The organism is Halostagnicola sp. A56, from assembly GCF_000691505.1.
GTDB lineage: Archaea > Halobacteriota > Halobacteria > Halobacteriales > Natrialbaceae > Halostagnicola.
In genome coordinates this window covers 260635-276941 of record NZ_JMIP02000017.1, presented here as the reverse complement: position 1 = coordinate 276941, position 16307 = coordinate 260635, and the positions used below count along the sequence as shown (strand labels likewise).

At 63.6% G+C, this 16307-nt stretch carries 10 protein-coding genes and 3 pseudogenes; 5 read left to right on the top strand and 8 right to left on the bottom strand.

All coding sequences use genetic code 11. The annotated features are described in order from the left end of the window. Nucleotides 1-24: 24 nt before the first annotated feature. The 6 genes and pseudogenes from EL22_RS08480 to EL22_RS08455 all read right to left on the bottom strand — a co-directional run bounded on the left by EL22_RS08480 (nt 25) and on the right by EL22_RS08455 (nt 6970). Nucleotides 25-714: a creatininase family protein gene (locus EL22_RS08480; protein WP_050051075.1), complete on the bottom strand. Its 690-nt coding sequence runs from the start codon at nt 712-714 to the stop codon at nt 25-27. Nucleotides 715-878: 164 nt separating this feature from the next. After that, nucleotides 879-3455 (bottom strand): glycoside hydrolase family 3 N-terminal domain-containing protein, encoded by a 2577-nt coding sequence (locus tag EL22_RS08475; RefSeq protein ID WP_050051074.1) that lies wholly within the window; start codon nt 3453-3455, stop codon nt 879-881. A gap of 185 nt (nt 3456-3640) precedes the next feature. Next, nucleotides 3641-4255 carry a nitroreductase family protein gene (locus EL22_RS08470; protein ID WP_050051073.1) on the bottom strand — a complete coding sequence of 205 codons (615 nt, stop codon included), beginning with the start codon at nt 4253-4255 and terminating at the stop codon, nt 3641-3643. A gap of 200 nt (nt 4256-4455) precedes the next feature. Continuing rightward, nucleotides 4456-4722, bottom strand: a pseudogene (locus tag EL22_RS08465) (AbrB/MazE/SpoVT family DNA-binding domain-containing protein). Between the two features lie 170 nt (nt 4723-4892). Further along, complete coding sequence (locus EL22_RS08460) at nt 4893-5969, bottom strand: methionine synthase (RefSeq protein ID WP_050051072.1); 1077 nt, start codon at nt 5967-5969, stop codon at nt 4893-4895. Further along, nucleotides 5966-6970 carry a 5-methyltetrahydropteroyltriglutamate--homocysteine methyltransferase gene (locus EL22_RS08455; protein ID WP_050051071.1) on the bottom strand — a complete coding sequence of 335 codons (1005 nt, stop codon included), beginning with the start codon at nt 6968-6970 and terminating at the stop codon, nt 5966-5968. Before EL22_RS08455 ends, EL22_RS08460 begins: the two co-directional genes overlap by 4 nt. A gap of 156 nt (nt 6971-7126) precedes the next feature. Here EL22_RS08455 and EL22_RS08450 point away from each other — a divergent pair, with 156 nt between their 5' ends. From EL22_RS08450 to EL22_RS08440, 3 genes are all read left to right on the top strand, one after another. Continuing rightward, nucleotides 7127-8182, top strand: coding sequence for a site-specific DNA-methyltransferase (locus EL22_RS08450; protein ID WP_050051070.1), 1056 nt, complete (start codon nt 7127-7129; stop codon nt 8180-8182). Nucleotides 8183-8275: 93 nt separating this feature from the next. Next, nucleotides 8276-11407 carry a GAF domain-containing protein gene (locus EL22_RS08445; protein ID WP_050051069.1) on the top strand — a complete coding sequence of 1044 codons (3132 nt, stop codon included), beginning with the start codon at nt 8276-8278 and terminating at the stop codon, nt 11405-11407. A 111-nt stretch (nt 11408-11518) separates the two neighbouring features. Continuing rightward, on the top strand, nt 11519-11824 hold the full coding sequence (locus tag EL22_RS08440) for a HalOD1 output domain-containing protein (RefSeq protein ID WP_050051068.1): 306 nt from the start codon (nt 11519-11521) through the stop codon (nt 11822-11824). 594 nt (nt 11825-12418) lie between these two features. Here EL22_RS08440 and EL22_RS08435 read toward each other — a convergent pair. Then, a pseudogene (locus EL22_RS08435) lies at nt 12419-13405 on the bottom strand (TIGR04024 family LLM class F420-dependent oxidoreductase); the annotation flags it as partial. A 231-nt stretch (nt 13406-13636) separates the two neighbouring features. Between EL22_RS08435 and EL22_RS08430 the strand changes: the two are divergent. Together EL22_RS08430 and EL22_RS08425 are read left to right on the top strand one after the other, a co-directional pair. Next, a complete protein-coding gene (locus EL22_RS08430; protein ID WP_050051067.1) occupies nt 13637-15052 on the top strand; it encodes an FAD-binding oxidoreductase in 1416 nt (471 codons plus the stop codon). Nucleotides 15053-15108: 56 nt separating this feature from the next. Next, nucleotides 15109-15968, top strand: a pseudogene (locus EL22_RS08425) (UbiA family prenyltransferase). 17 nt (nt 15969-15985) lie between these two features. On the opposite strand, the gene EL22_RS08420 reads toward EL22_RS08425, so the two are convergent. Beyond that, nucleotides 15986-16222 carry a hypothetical protein gene (locus EL22_RS08420; protein ID WP_231587911.1) on the bottom strand — a complete coding sequence of 79 codons (237 nt, stop codon included), beginning with the start codon at nt 16220-16222 and terminating at the stop codon, nt 15986-15988. Nucleotides 16223-16307 lie beyond the last annotated feature (85 nt).

Here is a 16307-nt window from a genome sequence, read left to right as displayed (position 1 = left end):
GAACGTTGTGGTGTCGGGGGTGAATTACTCGATCCGATCCAGAAACGAACAGAGCGCGTCGACCGCCGTCTCGAACACCGCTTCGCCCTGTTCTGCCGTCGCTTCGGTTGCATCTCCGACCGCGCCGTTCTCGCTGAACTCCTCCGTGAACCGGTGACCGACGCCGCCGTCGACCGTGTCGTCCCACTCGAGGGCATCGCCGGCGACGGGGTCGCCGACGTCGTCGGGACACAGGTAGAGCAAGACGGCCGTCTCGAGTTCGCCCGCGTGGCCGACGTGTTCGTCGACGGCGCGCATCCACTCCCAGAGGAACGCCTCGAGGTCGAGTTCCGCAGCGTCGGCGACCTCGCGGGCCAGGTTCCCGAGCGTCCCACCGTTGCCCCCGTGGCCGTTGACGAACACGACCCGCTCGACGCTCGAGTCAGACAGCGACTCGAGGACGTCGCGGACGTAGCTGCGGAGCGTCTCGGGCGAAACCGAAAGCGACCCAGGAAAGTGTCCGTGGTACGGTGCGACGCCGACGGGAAGCGTCGGCAGCACGACCGAATCCGCCGTCGACTCGCGGTCTGCCGCCTCGGCCATCGCCCGCGCGATAATCGTGTCGGTACCGACCGGCGCGTGCGGGCCGTGTTGTTCCGTGCTGCCGACGGGCAAGAGCGCGGTCGTCGGCGCTGTCTCTTCTACCTCGGTCCAGGAACTCGTCTCGAGTTGCATTATGGGGAGTGCCCGAGTCAGCGCATAAGAAATATCGGTTCGCGTGCGCCAGTTAGCGCCATCGGGTCGGGTGCGCGGGCAACACCGTAGGTGTGCCAGCCAGCGCCGCGGGGTGCCAGTCAGATCGTATCGGGTGCACGGTGAGCGCTGTCGGCGTGTACCAGTCAGCGCCGGTGCTTGAGTTTCCGGTAGAGTTCCATCACGTCCGCGAAGTCCTCGTCGCCGTCGTTGTCGATGTCGTAGCGACCCGGCGTCGGTTCGGGGTCGGTGATCGAAGCGGTCTTTCCGACGGTCAGCGTCGCCGTCTCACCGCCGTCCTCGCCGCTCGCGTTCACGCCCCAGTCGGAGCCGACCGTGAGTTCGTACTCCCCGGCTTCGACGACTCTCGAGCGCCAGCCGGGCACGTCACCGGGGACGACCTCGAGCGTCGACAGATCCAGCTCGAGAGAGACGGTTTCGCTGTCGCCAGCGGCTACGGACACCCGCTCGAAGCCCATCAGCCGTCGGTGGGGCTGGAGCACGGAGCCGTAGGACTCGGTGTTGTACACCTCGACGATGTGTTCGCCGTCCGTGTCGCCCGTGTTGTGGACGGTTACCTGCGCGGTGATCGTCGGCGTCGACGCGGGGTCTTTCACGGCGTCGGTCGACAGCGACAGATCGGAGTACTCCCAGTCGGTGTAGGAGAGGCCGTGACCGAACTCGTACTGGACCATCTGATCGCCGGCGCTGTCGGGGTGACGCGGCGGGTACTCGTCGTAAATCTGTGGCACGTGCCCGACGTTTGCTTCCCAGGTGAACGGGAGTTTCCCCGAGGGGTTGTAGTCGCCAAAGAGTGTGTCGACAACCGCGACGCCGGTATCGCTACCCGGCTGGCCGGCGAACACGACCGCATCAAGGTGCTCGAAGGTCTCAGCCGTGCCGCGTGGGCTTCCGGCGAGGATCACGCCGACGAGCGGGGTGTCGTCGTCCGTCTCGGCGTCGACGAGTTCGACGAGTTCGCGCTGGGCGGGTGGAAACCGCATCTTGTCCCGATCGCCGAAGCCCTCGTTGTGCGTTCCCTCGCCGAGAACGACGACGACCGCGTCGGAGCCGGGTGCGGCCTTGCGGACCGCCGCCTCCTGCTCGTCGGTCACGTCGAAAAAGCCGTTGTCGAAGTTCTCGTAGAGGCTCTCAAAAGCGGCCGGATCGTACTCCGTCGGGACGTGCGTGAACCCGTCGCCGAGCCGCGATTTCAGTTCACCCTCGATCGTGTTCTGGCGCGGGCGCGGGCCGTCCTCGGTCAGGTTGCCATCCTCGATTCCCTGCCAGCCGAGCGTCCAGCCGCCGTGTTGCATCAGAAACCGGTTCTTCGTTCCCTCGAGGACGCCGGGACCGGTCAGCAGCAGGTTCTCGACGCCTTCGAACGGCAGCGTCTCCTCCTCGTTTCGCAGGAGGACCAGCGACTCCTTCGCGAGGCGCTCGGAGACATCTTGTGCGCCGCCGACGAGGTCACCGATCTCGTCTTCCGGCACGAGCGGCTCCTCGAACAGTCCGAGATCGGCCTTGAGCGCGAGGATGCGCCGGACCGACTCGTCGATTCGGGCTTCCGAAAGCTCGCCGCTCTCGACGAGGTCGACGGCGGTATCGATGAACCGCGTCGGTGCGACCGCCCCGCCGCACATGTGCATGTCGACGCCGGCCTCGATACCCCGTCTGACGGCCTCCCGCCAGCCCTCGTCGGTATCCGGCAGGTACTCGTGGTTGCTGATCAGCCGCTCGAAGTCGTCCCAGTCGGTCAGGACGACGCCCTCGAAGCCGAACCGGTCACGCAGCACGGTCGTCAGGAGCCAGCGCGAGACGTGGGCTGGCTTGCCGTTGACCGCACCGCTGTTTACCATCACCGTCTTGGCCTCCTCGAGTCCGCGCCGATAGGGGTCGAACTGCCTGGTTCGAAGGTCCCGCATCGAAGTCCGGGCGTGGGTCCGGTCCGAGCCGGTGTTCGGCGTGCCGTAGCCCGCGAAGTGTTTGACCGTCGCGGTGACCCGACCCGTGTGCTGGAAGCCGCGGGCACGGGCTTTCCCCATCTCGCCGAGCAGCATCGAGTCTTCGCTGTGGCCTTCGAAGAACCGGCCCCAGCGCATATCGCGGAGGACGTCGAGGGTCGGTCCGAAGATCCAGTGGCCGCCCATCGCCGCGATCTCCCCACCAGTGTGGGTCGCCGCGCTCTCGACCAGATCGATGTCGCGAGTGACGCCCATGTTCAGCCGCTGTGGAAAGCTCGTACAGCCCTCGAGCAGGGTGTTCCCGTGCAGGGCGTCACAGCCCCAGATGAAGGGTATCGCGGGATCGGTGTGATCCACGGTGAACTTCTGTAGCCGGTTGAGTCCCGCGACGAACTCCTCGCCGTCGAACGTCGGCCCCGTCGCGCCGCCGTTGAGGATCGAGCCCACGTGGAGTTCGGTAAAGAGTTCCCCCAGCGTGTCGATGTCGTCGTGGTCGTTGAACGCGGTGTCGGGACCGAACCCCTCGCCGAGGTTGTCGATCGCGACCTGCGTCATCTGTCCGACCTTCTGCTCGAGCGTTAGCTCCTCGAGCAACTGATCGATTCCTCGTGCGTTCATCCGGTCTCCCTTCTCGCCGGCTGCAACGGTGTTCGATCCGATGGCGACGCCCGAGGTCGCCGTCGCAGTCCCGGCCGCTTTCATGAAGGTGCGCCGGGACGCGTCCGTTTCATCGGACCCGAGTGTGTCATTATTTGTCATGATGCAGGGAGAGACAACTATATCCTGGGTAAATAATTTTCCGGAGGTAGGGAGTACGAACAACCCGAATGACGGCTGTAAGGGGAAAATAGAATCACGTACGATCAGCGTACACAGCACGCCGGTATGAATCGAAAATCCGCTTGAACGTCGACACCGAAATCTGTCCGTTCGCCCTACATCCGTTACTCGAACCCGCCGCGGTGGACGATCTCCGAGAGGGGCTTCCGGCCGCTCGGCTCTTCTCGCTCCTCGAGTTCGTCCGGCAGCGTTTCGGGCGGTGCGCGCTCGCCGACCGCGAACATCGCTTCGACATCGAACTCGTCGGGAACCTCGAGCACTTCGGCGGCTCGCTCGTAATCGAACCCGGCCATTCCGTGGACCGCAAGGCCGCGACGCGCGCCCTCGAGCGCGAGGTTCTGCCACGCCGCGCCGGTATCGAAGGAGTGGACCGGCGCGGGTTCACCGTTGTGGTCGAACGTCGTCTTGGAGACGACGACCGCGAGGACGCCAGCGTCTTCGGCCCAAGCGTTGCCCTCGTTCAGAAGGTCGACGAACTGGTCCCACTCGTCGTCCTCTCGCGTCGCGATAATAAATCGCCAGTGCTGATTGTTGAACGCAGAAGGAGCCCACCGAGCGGCTTCGAACAGCGGGAGGTACTCGTCTTCGGCGAGCGCTTCGCCGGTCATCGCACGCGGCGACCAGCGGTTGACGAACAGCGGGTCGATGTCGTGGTCAGGGTCGCGGTTCTCGGCGACTTCGTCCTCGAGTTTGCGTTTCGCGACTGCTGTTTCTTGCATCGTCACGTCGTAGGAACCCCACGTATGTGGGTGTTTTTGGACGGAGCGGTAACCAGGTAACGCTCGTGTCGTCGGAGAGTGGTACCGAATGTCAGATGGGGGATGTCATCGCGCTCTTCGAGAGCGTAAATTGCGGCGTCCCGAAACCAGTCGTCGTCTTTCAGCAGTGTAGTGTAAAAGTCAGTTTCGACGTATACAGCTCACTCCTCACCGTCCCGTGACCGGTCTTTTGCCTCCGGTCGAACCTCACGAGAGATCGTCTCGCGTGCATCCGCTTTCAGCTCGTCCGCCTCCGTCTCTGCAAAAGCATCTCCAACGGCGGCTCAGAGTCCCTCGAGCGGGTCCTCGTCGACGGGGAAGATCGCGACGTGGCTCGGGAGTTCGACGATTCGATACCGGTCACCGAACCGCTCGCGGACGTCCTTCGGGAGGTAGATTCGGCCCCGTTCGTCCGTCGACTTCGACATAGTAGATACGCATCATACGGGAAAAGCCAACACCGTTCCCGTGTATATAGTGTCTCTCCCACTCTCGGTCAGTCGAGGAGCCGGGAAAATCAATGCAAAATACATGCTGAAATGCCGCAGTGAAACCGCGAACGAGATCGCGTTCGAGTTCTGTCTCGCTGCCAGTACGATTAGTCGTCGGCCGGCGCGGGCGATTCGCGTTCGATGTCGATTTCGCCGGCATCGAGTTTCGCCTCGACGTTCCGGGCGGCTTCGACCATGTTCGCCATCTTGCCGTAGGCGACCTCGCGCGGGAGCAACTTCACGCCGCAGTCGGGCGAGACGACGAGCTGTTCCGGCGGCACGATCTCGAGTCCCTTCTGAATGTTCTGCTCGATCTGTTCGACCGATTCGACCTCAGCGACGTGGACGTCGGTGACGCCGAGTGCGAGATCCGCAGTGAACTCGGGATCTTTGAAGACCTCGAGCTGGTCGTAATCGCCGTTCGCGAGTTCGAGGTCGAACTCGTCGACCGGGAACTCGAGGATTTCGGGGTAGATGCGAGAGTAGTCGCCGTAACAGACGTGGAGGCCGATGCGGACCTCTTCGGGGATGTCACTGACGATGTGCTCTAGGGCCTCGCCGACGATGGCGTGATCGTCCGGCGTGGTCGCGAGTGCGGGCTCGTCGATCTGGATGTAGCGTGCGCCTGCGTCGACGAGCTTTTCGATCTCCTCGTTGACGAGGTCTGCGAGCTCGAGCGTGAGATCGTCATCGTCGTCGTAAGCCTCGTTGAACGACCAGTTCGCGAGGGTGTACGGACCCGTGATCGGGACCTTGACCGGCCGGTTCGTCGCCGCGGCGGTGAATTCGTACTCGTCGACGAGCCAGCTCTCGTCGTACTCGACCTCGCTGACGACGCTCGGCTTGTCGAAGTAGTTGTGTCCCCAGACCTTGACGGGGCCGTTGAACTCGTAGCCGTCGATCCGGTGGGCGAAGAACTCGACCATCTCGTTGCGCCGCATCTCGCCGTCGACGACGACGTCGAGTCCCGCGCGCTCGTGTTCGTTGGTGATGAGGCGGGCCGCGTCGTCTTTTGCCTCCTGATAGTCGTCCTCGTCGAATCCGTGATCCTCGTCCTGATAGAGTTCTTTCGCGCGGTTGAGCCACTTCGGTTTGGGGTAGCTGCCGACGACTGTCGAGAGCAGGAAGTGGTCGTTTTCGTGGCCGTCCGGTCGGAACTGATCTTTGTTCTGGTTCGTGCTCATGCGGCTGTCACCTCGGCGAGATCCGCGGCTTCCGCAAGGATCTCGAGTTTCGCTTCGTGCTTGTTGTACGGCAGGTGGAAGGTTCCGGTGTTCGTCGTCAGATAGACGGTTTCAAAGTCGGTGACGGGGATCTGGTCGAAGACCCAGTCGGTTCGGTCCCGAACCGCTTCGGGATCCTCGACGAGCGTGTTCTGCCCGTCGACCAGCGCGAGCGAGATGTCGTCGGTCGCGCCGTACTCCTGAATGTTGTAGAGGTTGTCCTCCTGTTCGGAGACGAAGTCGAAGCCGACGGCGTCGATGTCGGCGTCGAGCAAGTGCGCGTAGGTCTTCTCCTCGAGTGCGCCCCAGTAAGGGTGGGCGACGACATCCGCGTCGGTCGCGGCGGCGACGGTATCGATCGCTTCGCTCGCGCGTTCGTCGAGACCGTCTTCGGGAGCGTCCTCGACGAGCGACGGCTCGAGCAGATACAGCGTTTCGACCTCGGGGAAGGCTTCGACCTCGCCGGCGAGAAAGTCGGCGATCGCCGCGAGAAAGTCGGCGTGGTCGCCGTAGTGTTCGTCGGTCGCGAGTTCGGCCAGCGAGTAGGGACCGGGAAGGACCGCCTGCAGATCCTCGCCGTCGGCGAGTTCGGCGGTCGTCTCGAGTTCGGAGGCGACGTCGCCGGAGAAATCGAGCTCGCCGGAGACGACGGGCTCTCGATAGAAGTTGTTGTTGTCGTAGTAGCGGACGATACCGCGCGTTTCGACGGCGTCGTGGACGGCAAGCGGGTGTGCGAGCATGTCGTCCCAGCGAAGCTGGCCGTCGACGATGCGGTCGAGACCGGCCTCCTGCTGGGCGGAGACGACTTCCTCGCGTGCCTTCTCGTAGGTCGAGGCGATCTCGCCTCCCTCGTCGCCGTCGATGAGGTCGTGTTTCTGGTGCCCTTTGAGATCCGAGAGATCGTCTTTCGCCCAGTCGGGGAGCGCGAACAGCCCCGCCGTGGTCGAAACGTATTCGGTCATGCGTGGTCCCGGCTAGGCTATGCCGACGCTTAATATTTTCCATCCATAGTAATACACAGCAGTAATTACGCCGGCTGCGTTTCGGATCGACGCGAACGCGCTCGAGCGGAGTCGGTGACGAAGGATCTAAGGGGCGAACGGCGACAGTGTGTGTCAATGGAGACGACCCATCGGTTGTTCGTCGACGACTCGCGGGACCTGCGGGCGGTCGCCGACGATTCTGTGGAACTCGTCGTGACATCCCCGCCGTACCCGATGATCGAAATGTGGGACGATCTCTTTGCGGACCTGGATCCGGCCGTCTCGAGCGAACTCGAGTCGGGAAACGGGCAGGCGGCGTTCGAGGCGATGCACGCCCAACTCGATCGGGTCTGGGACGAACTCGAGCGAGTGCTGGTCGACGGCGGCATCGCCTGTATCAACGTCGGCGACGCGACCCGCTCGCTCGAGGACAGCTTCCGGGTCTACCCGAATCACGCCCGCGTAACGGAGGCGTTCGAGGAGCGCGGATTTGATCCACTCCCGGATGTCCTCTGGCGCAAGCCGACGAACAGCGCCGCGAAGTTCATGGGAAGCGGGATGATCCCACCCAACGCGTACGTCACGCTGGAACACGAGTACGTCCTGATCTTTCGCAACGGCGGCGACCGGCGGGCGTTCGAACCAGGCGCGGACCGGCGCTACGAAGCCGCCTACTTTTGGGAGGAGCGCAACCGCTGGTTCACGGACGTCTGGACAGACGTCAAAGGCGAACTGCAGGGCCTCGAGGGCGTCCCCGACGACGTCCGCGAGCGCTCGGGCGCGTACCCGCTCGAGATCCCCTATCGGTTGCTCTGTATGTACTCCGCATACGGTGACACGGTGCTCGATCCGTTCTGGGGAACCGGAACGACCACCCTCGCCGCGATGTGTGCCGGCCGGAACTCGATCGGCTACGAACTCGAGGACACCTTCCTCGAGGCCTTCGAAGGCAGAATCGACGATATCGGAACGCTCTCGAGGAGCGTCGGCCGAACCCGCCTCGAGCGCCACCGCGAGTTCGTCGACCAGCGACGGGCCGACGGCGACGGCCTCGGCTACGAGGCCGTCAACTACGAGATACCCGTGATGACGAAAATGGAGTCGGAGATTCTGTTCAGGGAAGTCGAGTCGGTGAACCGCACCGATTCGGGGTACGCGGTCGAGCACGTTCCGCTCGAGACGCGGAACTGACGACTGCGATCGGCGAGACGTTCGACGGCCCGATCTTCGGTTCGACGGCGTCAGCGGCGCGAAGCTTTTCCTTCCAGAGCCCTCACACCCTGTATGAATCGTGGTATCGCGAATCTCGATCGATCGACGATCCACGTTCTCGTCGCGGGTACGTCACCATGGGCCCAATCGGTCGTCTCGTCGCTCGAGTCGAGTGACCTATCGGTCGAGGGGCCGGTCGATCAACTCGACTCAGAGCGCCTCGAGGACGCCGATTGTCTGCTCACGAACGACCGAACGGCGCTCGAGAGCGTCGCCCCGACGGTTCCAGTGATCGTCTCGGTCGACGACGAGCAACCGCAGATCGGTCGGCTCCTCGAGGCGGGCGCAACGGACGTAATTCGAAGCGACGACGCGCGGAACTCGAGTCTGCTCGCCCATCGGATCGAGCGCGCGATCGCGTGTTCGCCGTCCCGATCGGACGCGGCGAGCGACCGCCTGTGTCGAAAACTGCTCGAGTACACTCGAGAGCCGATACTGATACTGGACGAATATCGGTGTCAACGGTTCGTTAGCCCTTCTATCGAGCGGTTTACCGGCACCGGTCCCGAAGCGTGTCGCGGCGAACTCATCGACGACGTGATCCATCCGGCCGACGCTGACGATTTCGTCGAGGCCTTCGAGTCCGTTATCGCGGGCGGTCCGGGAGCAACGACGACCTGCGAGTACCGGTTCCAGCACGCCGACGACACCTGGCACGTTCACGAGGCCGCTCTCACGAACGAACTCGACGACGACGTGATCGACGGTGTCACCGTTGCGATCCGTGACCGCACCGAGAGTACGCAAATCGAGCGAGAGCTGCGAAAGTCGTTCGAACGGGTGACCGACGCGTTCATCGCGCTCGACTCGCGGAACAGGTTCACGTACGTCAACGACCGCGCCGAGGAGTTCCTCGGATTCGACCGGTCGGAACTCGTCGGTCGACAGTTCCTCGACGTCTTTCCCGAACTCGAGGGAACCGAGTTCGAGGCCGAGTCCCTCGACGTGATCGACTGTCAGGAGCCGAGAACGGTCGAAGGCTACCTCGAGCGGTACCAGCGCTGGATCGAAGCCCGACTGTTCCCGTCGGAATCCGGCATCTCGATCTACTTCCGGGACGTCTCCGATCGAGTCGACCGCGAGCGAACGCTCGTCGAACGGACCGAGCGCCTCGAGACCATCATCGAGAACGTCCCCCTGATCGTCTCAGTCCTCGACGACGAGGGAACCTTCACGTTCTCGAGAGGGAAAGCCCTCGAGCGACTCGACCTCGAACCCGGCGAGGTCGTCGGCGAATCGTTTTTCGACGAGTTCGGCGGGTATCAGGCGGCCTGTGCCGACGCGGAGCGGGCGCTCGAGGGCGCCCCCGTCCACTCTCGCCGACGCATCGGCGACCGAGTATTCGAAACGTGGTACCGGCCGATCATGGACGGCGAGACCGTCGACAGGGTCATCAATGCGTCGGTCGACGTCACGGAGCGAGCGCAGTACGAGGACACCTTGAGCGCGCTGCAGGAAGCGACTCGACACCTGCTTTCGGTCGATACGAAACAGGAGGCCTGCGAGTACATCGTCGACGTCGCCGCCGACGTCCTCGATCTCGATACCGTCGTGTTCCGCTTCGATGAACGATCGAACGAGCTCGTTCCCGCCGCCTCCGGCGCTGAGATCGAAGACTCGATCAAAATCCCGGACCGGTTCACGCCGGGTGACAGCATCGCCTGGGAGACGTTCGTCGCCGGCGAGCCGCGGCTGTTCGACGACATCAGAGATTCCCCGGCGCTGTACGACGAATCGACGAACGTTCGAAGCGCCCTCTACGTTCCGTTCGGCGATCATGGCGTCCTCGCCGCGGTGTCGACGGAGCACGGTCGATACGACGAGGAGACGTTCGAACTCGCGCAGTTGTTCGGCGCGACCGCCGAGGCCGCGCTGGATCGGATCGGGCGGACACACCGCCTTCGCGAGCGCGAACAGGAACTCGAGCGACAGAACACGCGCCTCGAGCGCCTGAACCGCGCGAGCCAGTTGCGCGAGGAGATCGAAGAGCACCTGCTGCGTGCGAACACGCGCTCGGAGATCGAAACCGGGATCTGTGAGCGACTGGCGTCGATGACCGAGTGTTCGTTCGCGTGGATCGGCGAGCCGGATCCGGGCGGAAACCACGTCGTTCCTCGAGCGGACGCCGGACACGGAACCGGCTATCTCGAGTCGGTGTCGGTGACGACCGTCGACGACTCGGCGACGGAGCCTGCGGGTCGAACTGTCCGCACCCGGCAGCCGACCTACGTCCAAAACGTCGCCAGCGAACTCCGAAAGGGGGAGTGGCGAACCGAAGCGCTCTCTCGGAACTTCCAGTCGGTCTACGCCGTCCCGCTGATCTACGACGAGTTCACCTACGGCGTGTTGACACTCTACGGACCCCAGTTCGAAGGGTTCGACGAAACGGTCAGGTCGATGCTGGCCGAGCTCGGCGAGACGATCGCGTACGCGATCGATACGGTCAAACGAACCAACCCGGTAGGCGAAACCGAGCGAACGGAGATCGAACTCGAGGTCGAATCCGGGACGGTCCTAAACGCCATCGTCGACGCGTTCGACATCGAGGGACGCGTCGAGGGAACGATTCCGCAGGCCGACGGCTCGACGACCGTCTTCGTCCGAACGGTTCGAGACGCCGACGAGCTCGAGTGGTCGTCGCTCGAGGGCGTCCGGAGCGGTTCGGTCATCGCGGAGACCGAGGACTCCGCGACGGTCCAGATCCGCCTCGAGGGGCCGTTTTTCGGCTCGATCGTCGAGGCAAACGGCGGCACGTTGCGGGAGTTGCGGACCGACGGATCGACCGCGCGAGCGACGGTCGATGTCCCTCACTCGATCGACGTCCGTGAAGTGATCTCGGGTATTACCCGACGCGGGTTCGAAGCGACGATGGTTTCGAAACGGGACAAATCGTCGACGCATTCGTCAGCGATCGGCCAGCGACCCAAGAAGCCGCTTCTCGAGGAGTTCACCGATCGACAACGGGAGGTCGTTCAGACGGCGTTTCACAGCGGATTCTTCGAGTGGCCGCGCCGAACGACCGGGGAAGACGTCGCGGCCTCGCTCGATATTTCGCCGCCGGCGTTTCACAAACACGTCCGCGCGACCGAGCAGACGGTGTTTTCGTCGCTGTTCGATACGGAGATAACCACTGATGGCGGTTAACTGATTAACCCCTACACAGGTCGGCCATTACACAGTTAACGGTCAAACTCTTTACCGCGACTCGCAAAGTGGGCGTTGTCTCCGAGACGCGTATGGGGATACGCAAATACCATGACCGAAATGACTACAGAGTCTTCGCTTACGACTGACGAGCAACACGTTACACAGTACAACCGACTCGATTCACAACCGATCAGCGTCGCCGTCGCCGAAGCGGTCGCCGAGTTCTGCGACGAGGAGGTCACGGAACTCGAGCCGCTTCACTACGCGATCAACGCCGACGCGCTCGAGCGACTGTTCGAACCCCGGTCGAACGGCCTTCGATCCGGCGGATCGGTCACCTTCGAGTACAACGAGTGTCTGGTGACGGTAACCGCCGACGGCGAAATCACCGTAGAGTCCGGTTCGCTCGAGTAAACGGATCGAATTCGTCTTCTCCCGTCCATCGGTACCTCTCCGAGCGGAGGGAAACAGCTATGTATTGTCGAATGTTACCAGTGTGCATGAAACCCGTCGAAGCGAGACGAACGATGAGAGACGTGAGTCACACGCCCCCGAACGGCGATTCGATTACGAACGTCTGGGACCGGGGCAAAGTCGGGTAATCGGGGTGCATTCGAGTAACCGGACTCGCCCCCTCGAGTCGCCGTCAGAATTTTCGATCCGAAGTCGGCCAACGTTTATAATGGACACTCACGAAACTAGTCGTATGAAAGGAGAGATCAAACGACGGCTGAGCCGCGCACGCTACGCTGCGATCGGCGCGGCGATCGGCGCGGCGATCGGCGGATTCGTGAGCAGAAACGGCGCGAGTACCGGCGGCGCCATCGGCGGGGTCGTCGGAGCGATCGTCGGCGAAAAGCGGGTCGCTGCAAGTTCGCTGGTCGGTCGAGTCAAAGATCGGGACGGAACCAGACCCGCGGACGCGGACTGAATCGGATCGTCTCGATCGGTCGTATCGGCTCGTTTTTGGCCTCGAGAGAACGCCGTTTCAGACGAGTTCTCCGAGCGCTCCATCGTTCGCTCGATGTCCTCCTCGGTCGCCCCGCGAACCGAACCGACTCGAACAGCGTCGACGCCGTCGATGGCCGCGTAGGATTCGACCCAGTCGCGAACTTCCTCGGGTGTGCCGGCGGGGGCGAGTTCGTCGAGCAGTTCGTCTGGCAGTGCCGCCGCCATCGCTTCCGTGTCCCGCTCACTCCAGGCCGCTCTAATTTTCGAAACCACCGATCGATACCCCTGTTCGGCGACGGAATCACCGTAGTAGGGTCCGTACGCGCCGAGCATGAACGCGAGCGTCGACCGCGCGAGCCGACGCGCTCGTTCGCGATCCTCCGAGGCGATTCCCCGAACGATCGGGCTTACTCTGAGCGCCGAGCGGTCCCGCCCGGCGAGGTCGGCACCGCGTTCTACGTCCTCGAGTCGCGCCTCGAGCCCGTCCGCCGTGAATAGCTGCGGTGCCCAGCCGTCGCCGAAGCGACCGGCCATCTCGGTCGCTTTGGGACCGAGTGTCGCGACATCGATCGGCGGCGGGCGCTCGGGCAGGTCGCGTTCGTAGTCCAGCCCGGCGATGTCGAAGATCTCGCCCTCGTAGGCGGGCGTTCCGTTCTCGTAGACTGCCCGGATAATCTCGATCGTTTCGCGCGTCCGGCGCAGCGGTCGATCGAACGCCGACCCGTGCCAGCGTTCGGTGATCGCCGGCGAGCTCGGGCCGAGGCCGATGCGGTAGCGGCCATCGGATACCTCCTGGAGCGTGAGGGCGGTCTGGGCCAGCATCGCCGGCGACCGACCGAACGGGGAAATAACGTCGTTGGAGATGCCGATGTCGGTCGTCCGATCGGCGACGAGTGTCAGCACCGGAACGACGTTCCAGCCAGTCGTTTCCCCCATCGTGACGCGACTGAATCCGAGCGATTCGGCGAGTCGTGCGCGCTCGGCGACCGACTGGGGCGTGTCGTGAGAGTCAAGTCTCACGAGAAGGTCGAGGTCGGCGTTCACGGTGCTGCCCTCCGGCCGGCGACCGCAGCGGTCGTTGTCATTACCTCCACTGGCGTGTTGAATCATTATAAATTTCCGCGTCGAGCCACCATCCGCCGTCGGATCATCGGGGAGAGCGATCCGACACTCGAGTTGCCGCAGTATCTCACGGGGCCGAAGGCTTCGGTGACCGTCTCGGTTCGTCCCGAAACGCGTGGAAACGTTGATACCTCTCGTGATCGATGATAGCGTATGTCATACGATTGCTCGTTTCTCGCGGATCTGGGGCTCGAGGACGATCAGCGGTCGTTCGCATGGGCCCGCCGCGAAACCCACGCTGCAGATTGGGGAACTGAGGATTCGACTCGAGCGGTCGTTCCCGACGCCGTCGTCTATCCGCGCTCGACCGCGGACGTTTCGACGGTGCTCGCCGCAGCGACGGAGCGAGGCGTTCCCGTGACGCCCTACGCCGCCGGGACGGGGCTCGAGGGCGGTGCCGTTCCCGCCTCGGCCGGAATCAGCCTCGATCTCACGGAGATGGACCGCATCGCGGAGTACCGACCCGAGGACTTTCAGATCGACGTCGGTCCCGGAGTGCTCGGCTCGGCGGTCAACGAGACGGTCGGCGACGACGGGCTCTTTTTCCCACCGCTGCCTTCCTCCGGGGACATCTCGACGATCGGCGGGATGATCGCTACCGACGCCAGCGGGATGCAGACCGTCAAATACGGCGAGATAGCCGACTGGGTACTTCGCCTCGAGGCAGTCCTCGCCGACGGAACCGTCGTCGAAACCGGCTCGCGGGCAGCCAAAACCTCGAGCGGCTACAACCTGACGGAACTGCTGATCGGGAGCGAAGGGACCCTCGCCGTAATCACCGAGGCGACGCTCGAACTCGCCGGCCGACCGGCGCAGATCCGCGGCGGTCGAGCGATTTTCGGGGCGCTCGAGGACGCCACCAGCGCGGTTTCCGACGCCATTCGAGCGGGCGTCGACGTCGCGAAAATCGAGGTCGTCGACGGGTTGAGCGCGAGGATGGCAAACGAGTACTTCGGGACGAGCCTGCCCGACGCGCCGATGGTCTTTCTCGAGTTTCACGCAGATTACGGCGTCGGCGAGGAGATCGAATTCTGTCGGACGATTTTCGAGGATCACGACGTTTCGCGCTTCGAGGTGAGTTGTGACGACGAGATGGCCGACCTCTGGCAAGCCCGCCGCGAACTCGCCTACGCCGTCAACTCCTACGATCCCGACCTCGAGCCGATTCACCCCGGTGACGTGACGGTTCCGATCAGTCGCTACCCCGAAATCGTCCGGACGGCAAAGCGTCTGGGCGCTGAACGCGATCTGCTCGTCCCGTGTTACGGACACGCTGGCGACGGCAACCTCCACTACACTGCGCTCGTCGATTCCGACGATCCGGACCACCTCGAGCGCTGCGAGGAGTTCTACTCGAAGGTCGTCGACCGGGCGATCGCCCTCGGCGGAACCGCGACGGGCGAACACGGCATCGGACTCGGCAAACGCGACTCACTCGAGGACGAACACGGCAGTCACGCCGTGGAGGCGATGAGAGCGATCAAGCAGACGTTCGACCCGGACGGGATTCTCAACCCCGGAAAGATATTTCCGGAACGCACGGACGCCGACAAAAGTCGGAGTCGGTGACGATCACCGCCGAAATTGGGCGCAGTATTATGGGTTTTTCCGTCGTTATTCGTGCTATGACCCTGTCACGACACGGGTCCGGCTTCGAGGCGACCGCTCGAGCGTACCTCTCGCAGGTCCACCCCGTGTTCATGTTGCCACCGCTCGCCGCCTCCGTGTTCGGTGCGATTCTCGCCCGTGAAATCGATCCGGCGCTCGCGACGATCCACGTCGTCGCGATCTTCGCGGCTGTGTACACCGCCCACGTCAAAGACGGGTACGTCGACTTTCACGAGCGGGGCGAAGACGACGATCACCCGCTCACCGAGCGCGGGTGTCGCCTCGCGCTCGTCGCCTCGACGGCCGTATTCGTCGTTTGCAACGGCCTTCTCTGGGCGCTGGTCGGCCCGGGAGCAGTCGCGCTCACCGCGCGACGTGGGTGATCGCGTACCACCACGCGCCCCAACTCGATACGAACCCGGTGACGGCGACGACCGGCTATCCCCTCGGGATCTCCCTCGCCATCCTCGGCGGCTTTTTCGTCCAGACCGCGACGCTCACTCCCGTCGCCGTCGCGTTCGCGCTTGTCTTCCTGACGCTTCTGTCGGGGATCAAGGTGATCGACGACTCGCAGGATTACGAATACGACCGCTCGATCCGAAAGCGGACCGTCGCCGTCGCGCTCGGTCCGGAACGAGCGACAACCGTCGCGTACGGTCTGATACTGACGGCCCTGTTCGCCGTCGTCGGCTTCGCCGCCGTTCGGGTCTTCCCGCCGACCGCGGTCCTCGCTTCATTGGCGTTCGGCGTCGTCGCACTCTACGCTCGTCGTACCGGACCGGAACTCGCGACCATGCTCCTCGTTCGGGGCTCTTACGTCTTCCTCGCCGTCCTCGTGGCCGCGGTCTGGTTCGAACCGCTCGCCGCGCTCGGTTGAGTGGGGTGAACCGCCGCCTAGAAGATCGTTAACAGATACAAGACCCAGAACGTGACGTTCGTAAGGCCGATAACGGCGAGCACGTATCCGACCCAGGATCGGGTCATGATATTCGTCAATTTGTACCCGCTGTAGGTTGCGACGAGCCCAAATATCGGAATGAGCAAGGAGACGACCGCCGAAATCGTCGCGCCCCAGAGGTGGGCCGCGCTCCGTTCGTTCGCCTGCTTCAGGTCGTCAGCGAGTGATGGCATCGTGGAAGTCATGCGCCTCGAGCGGAGCTACGGTTCAGAGAGATTTAAACTGACCGGCCAGTCAGGGCGTCGAGTTTGACGGCGA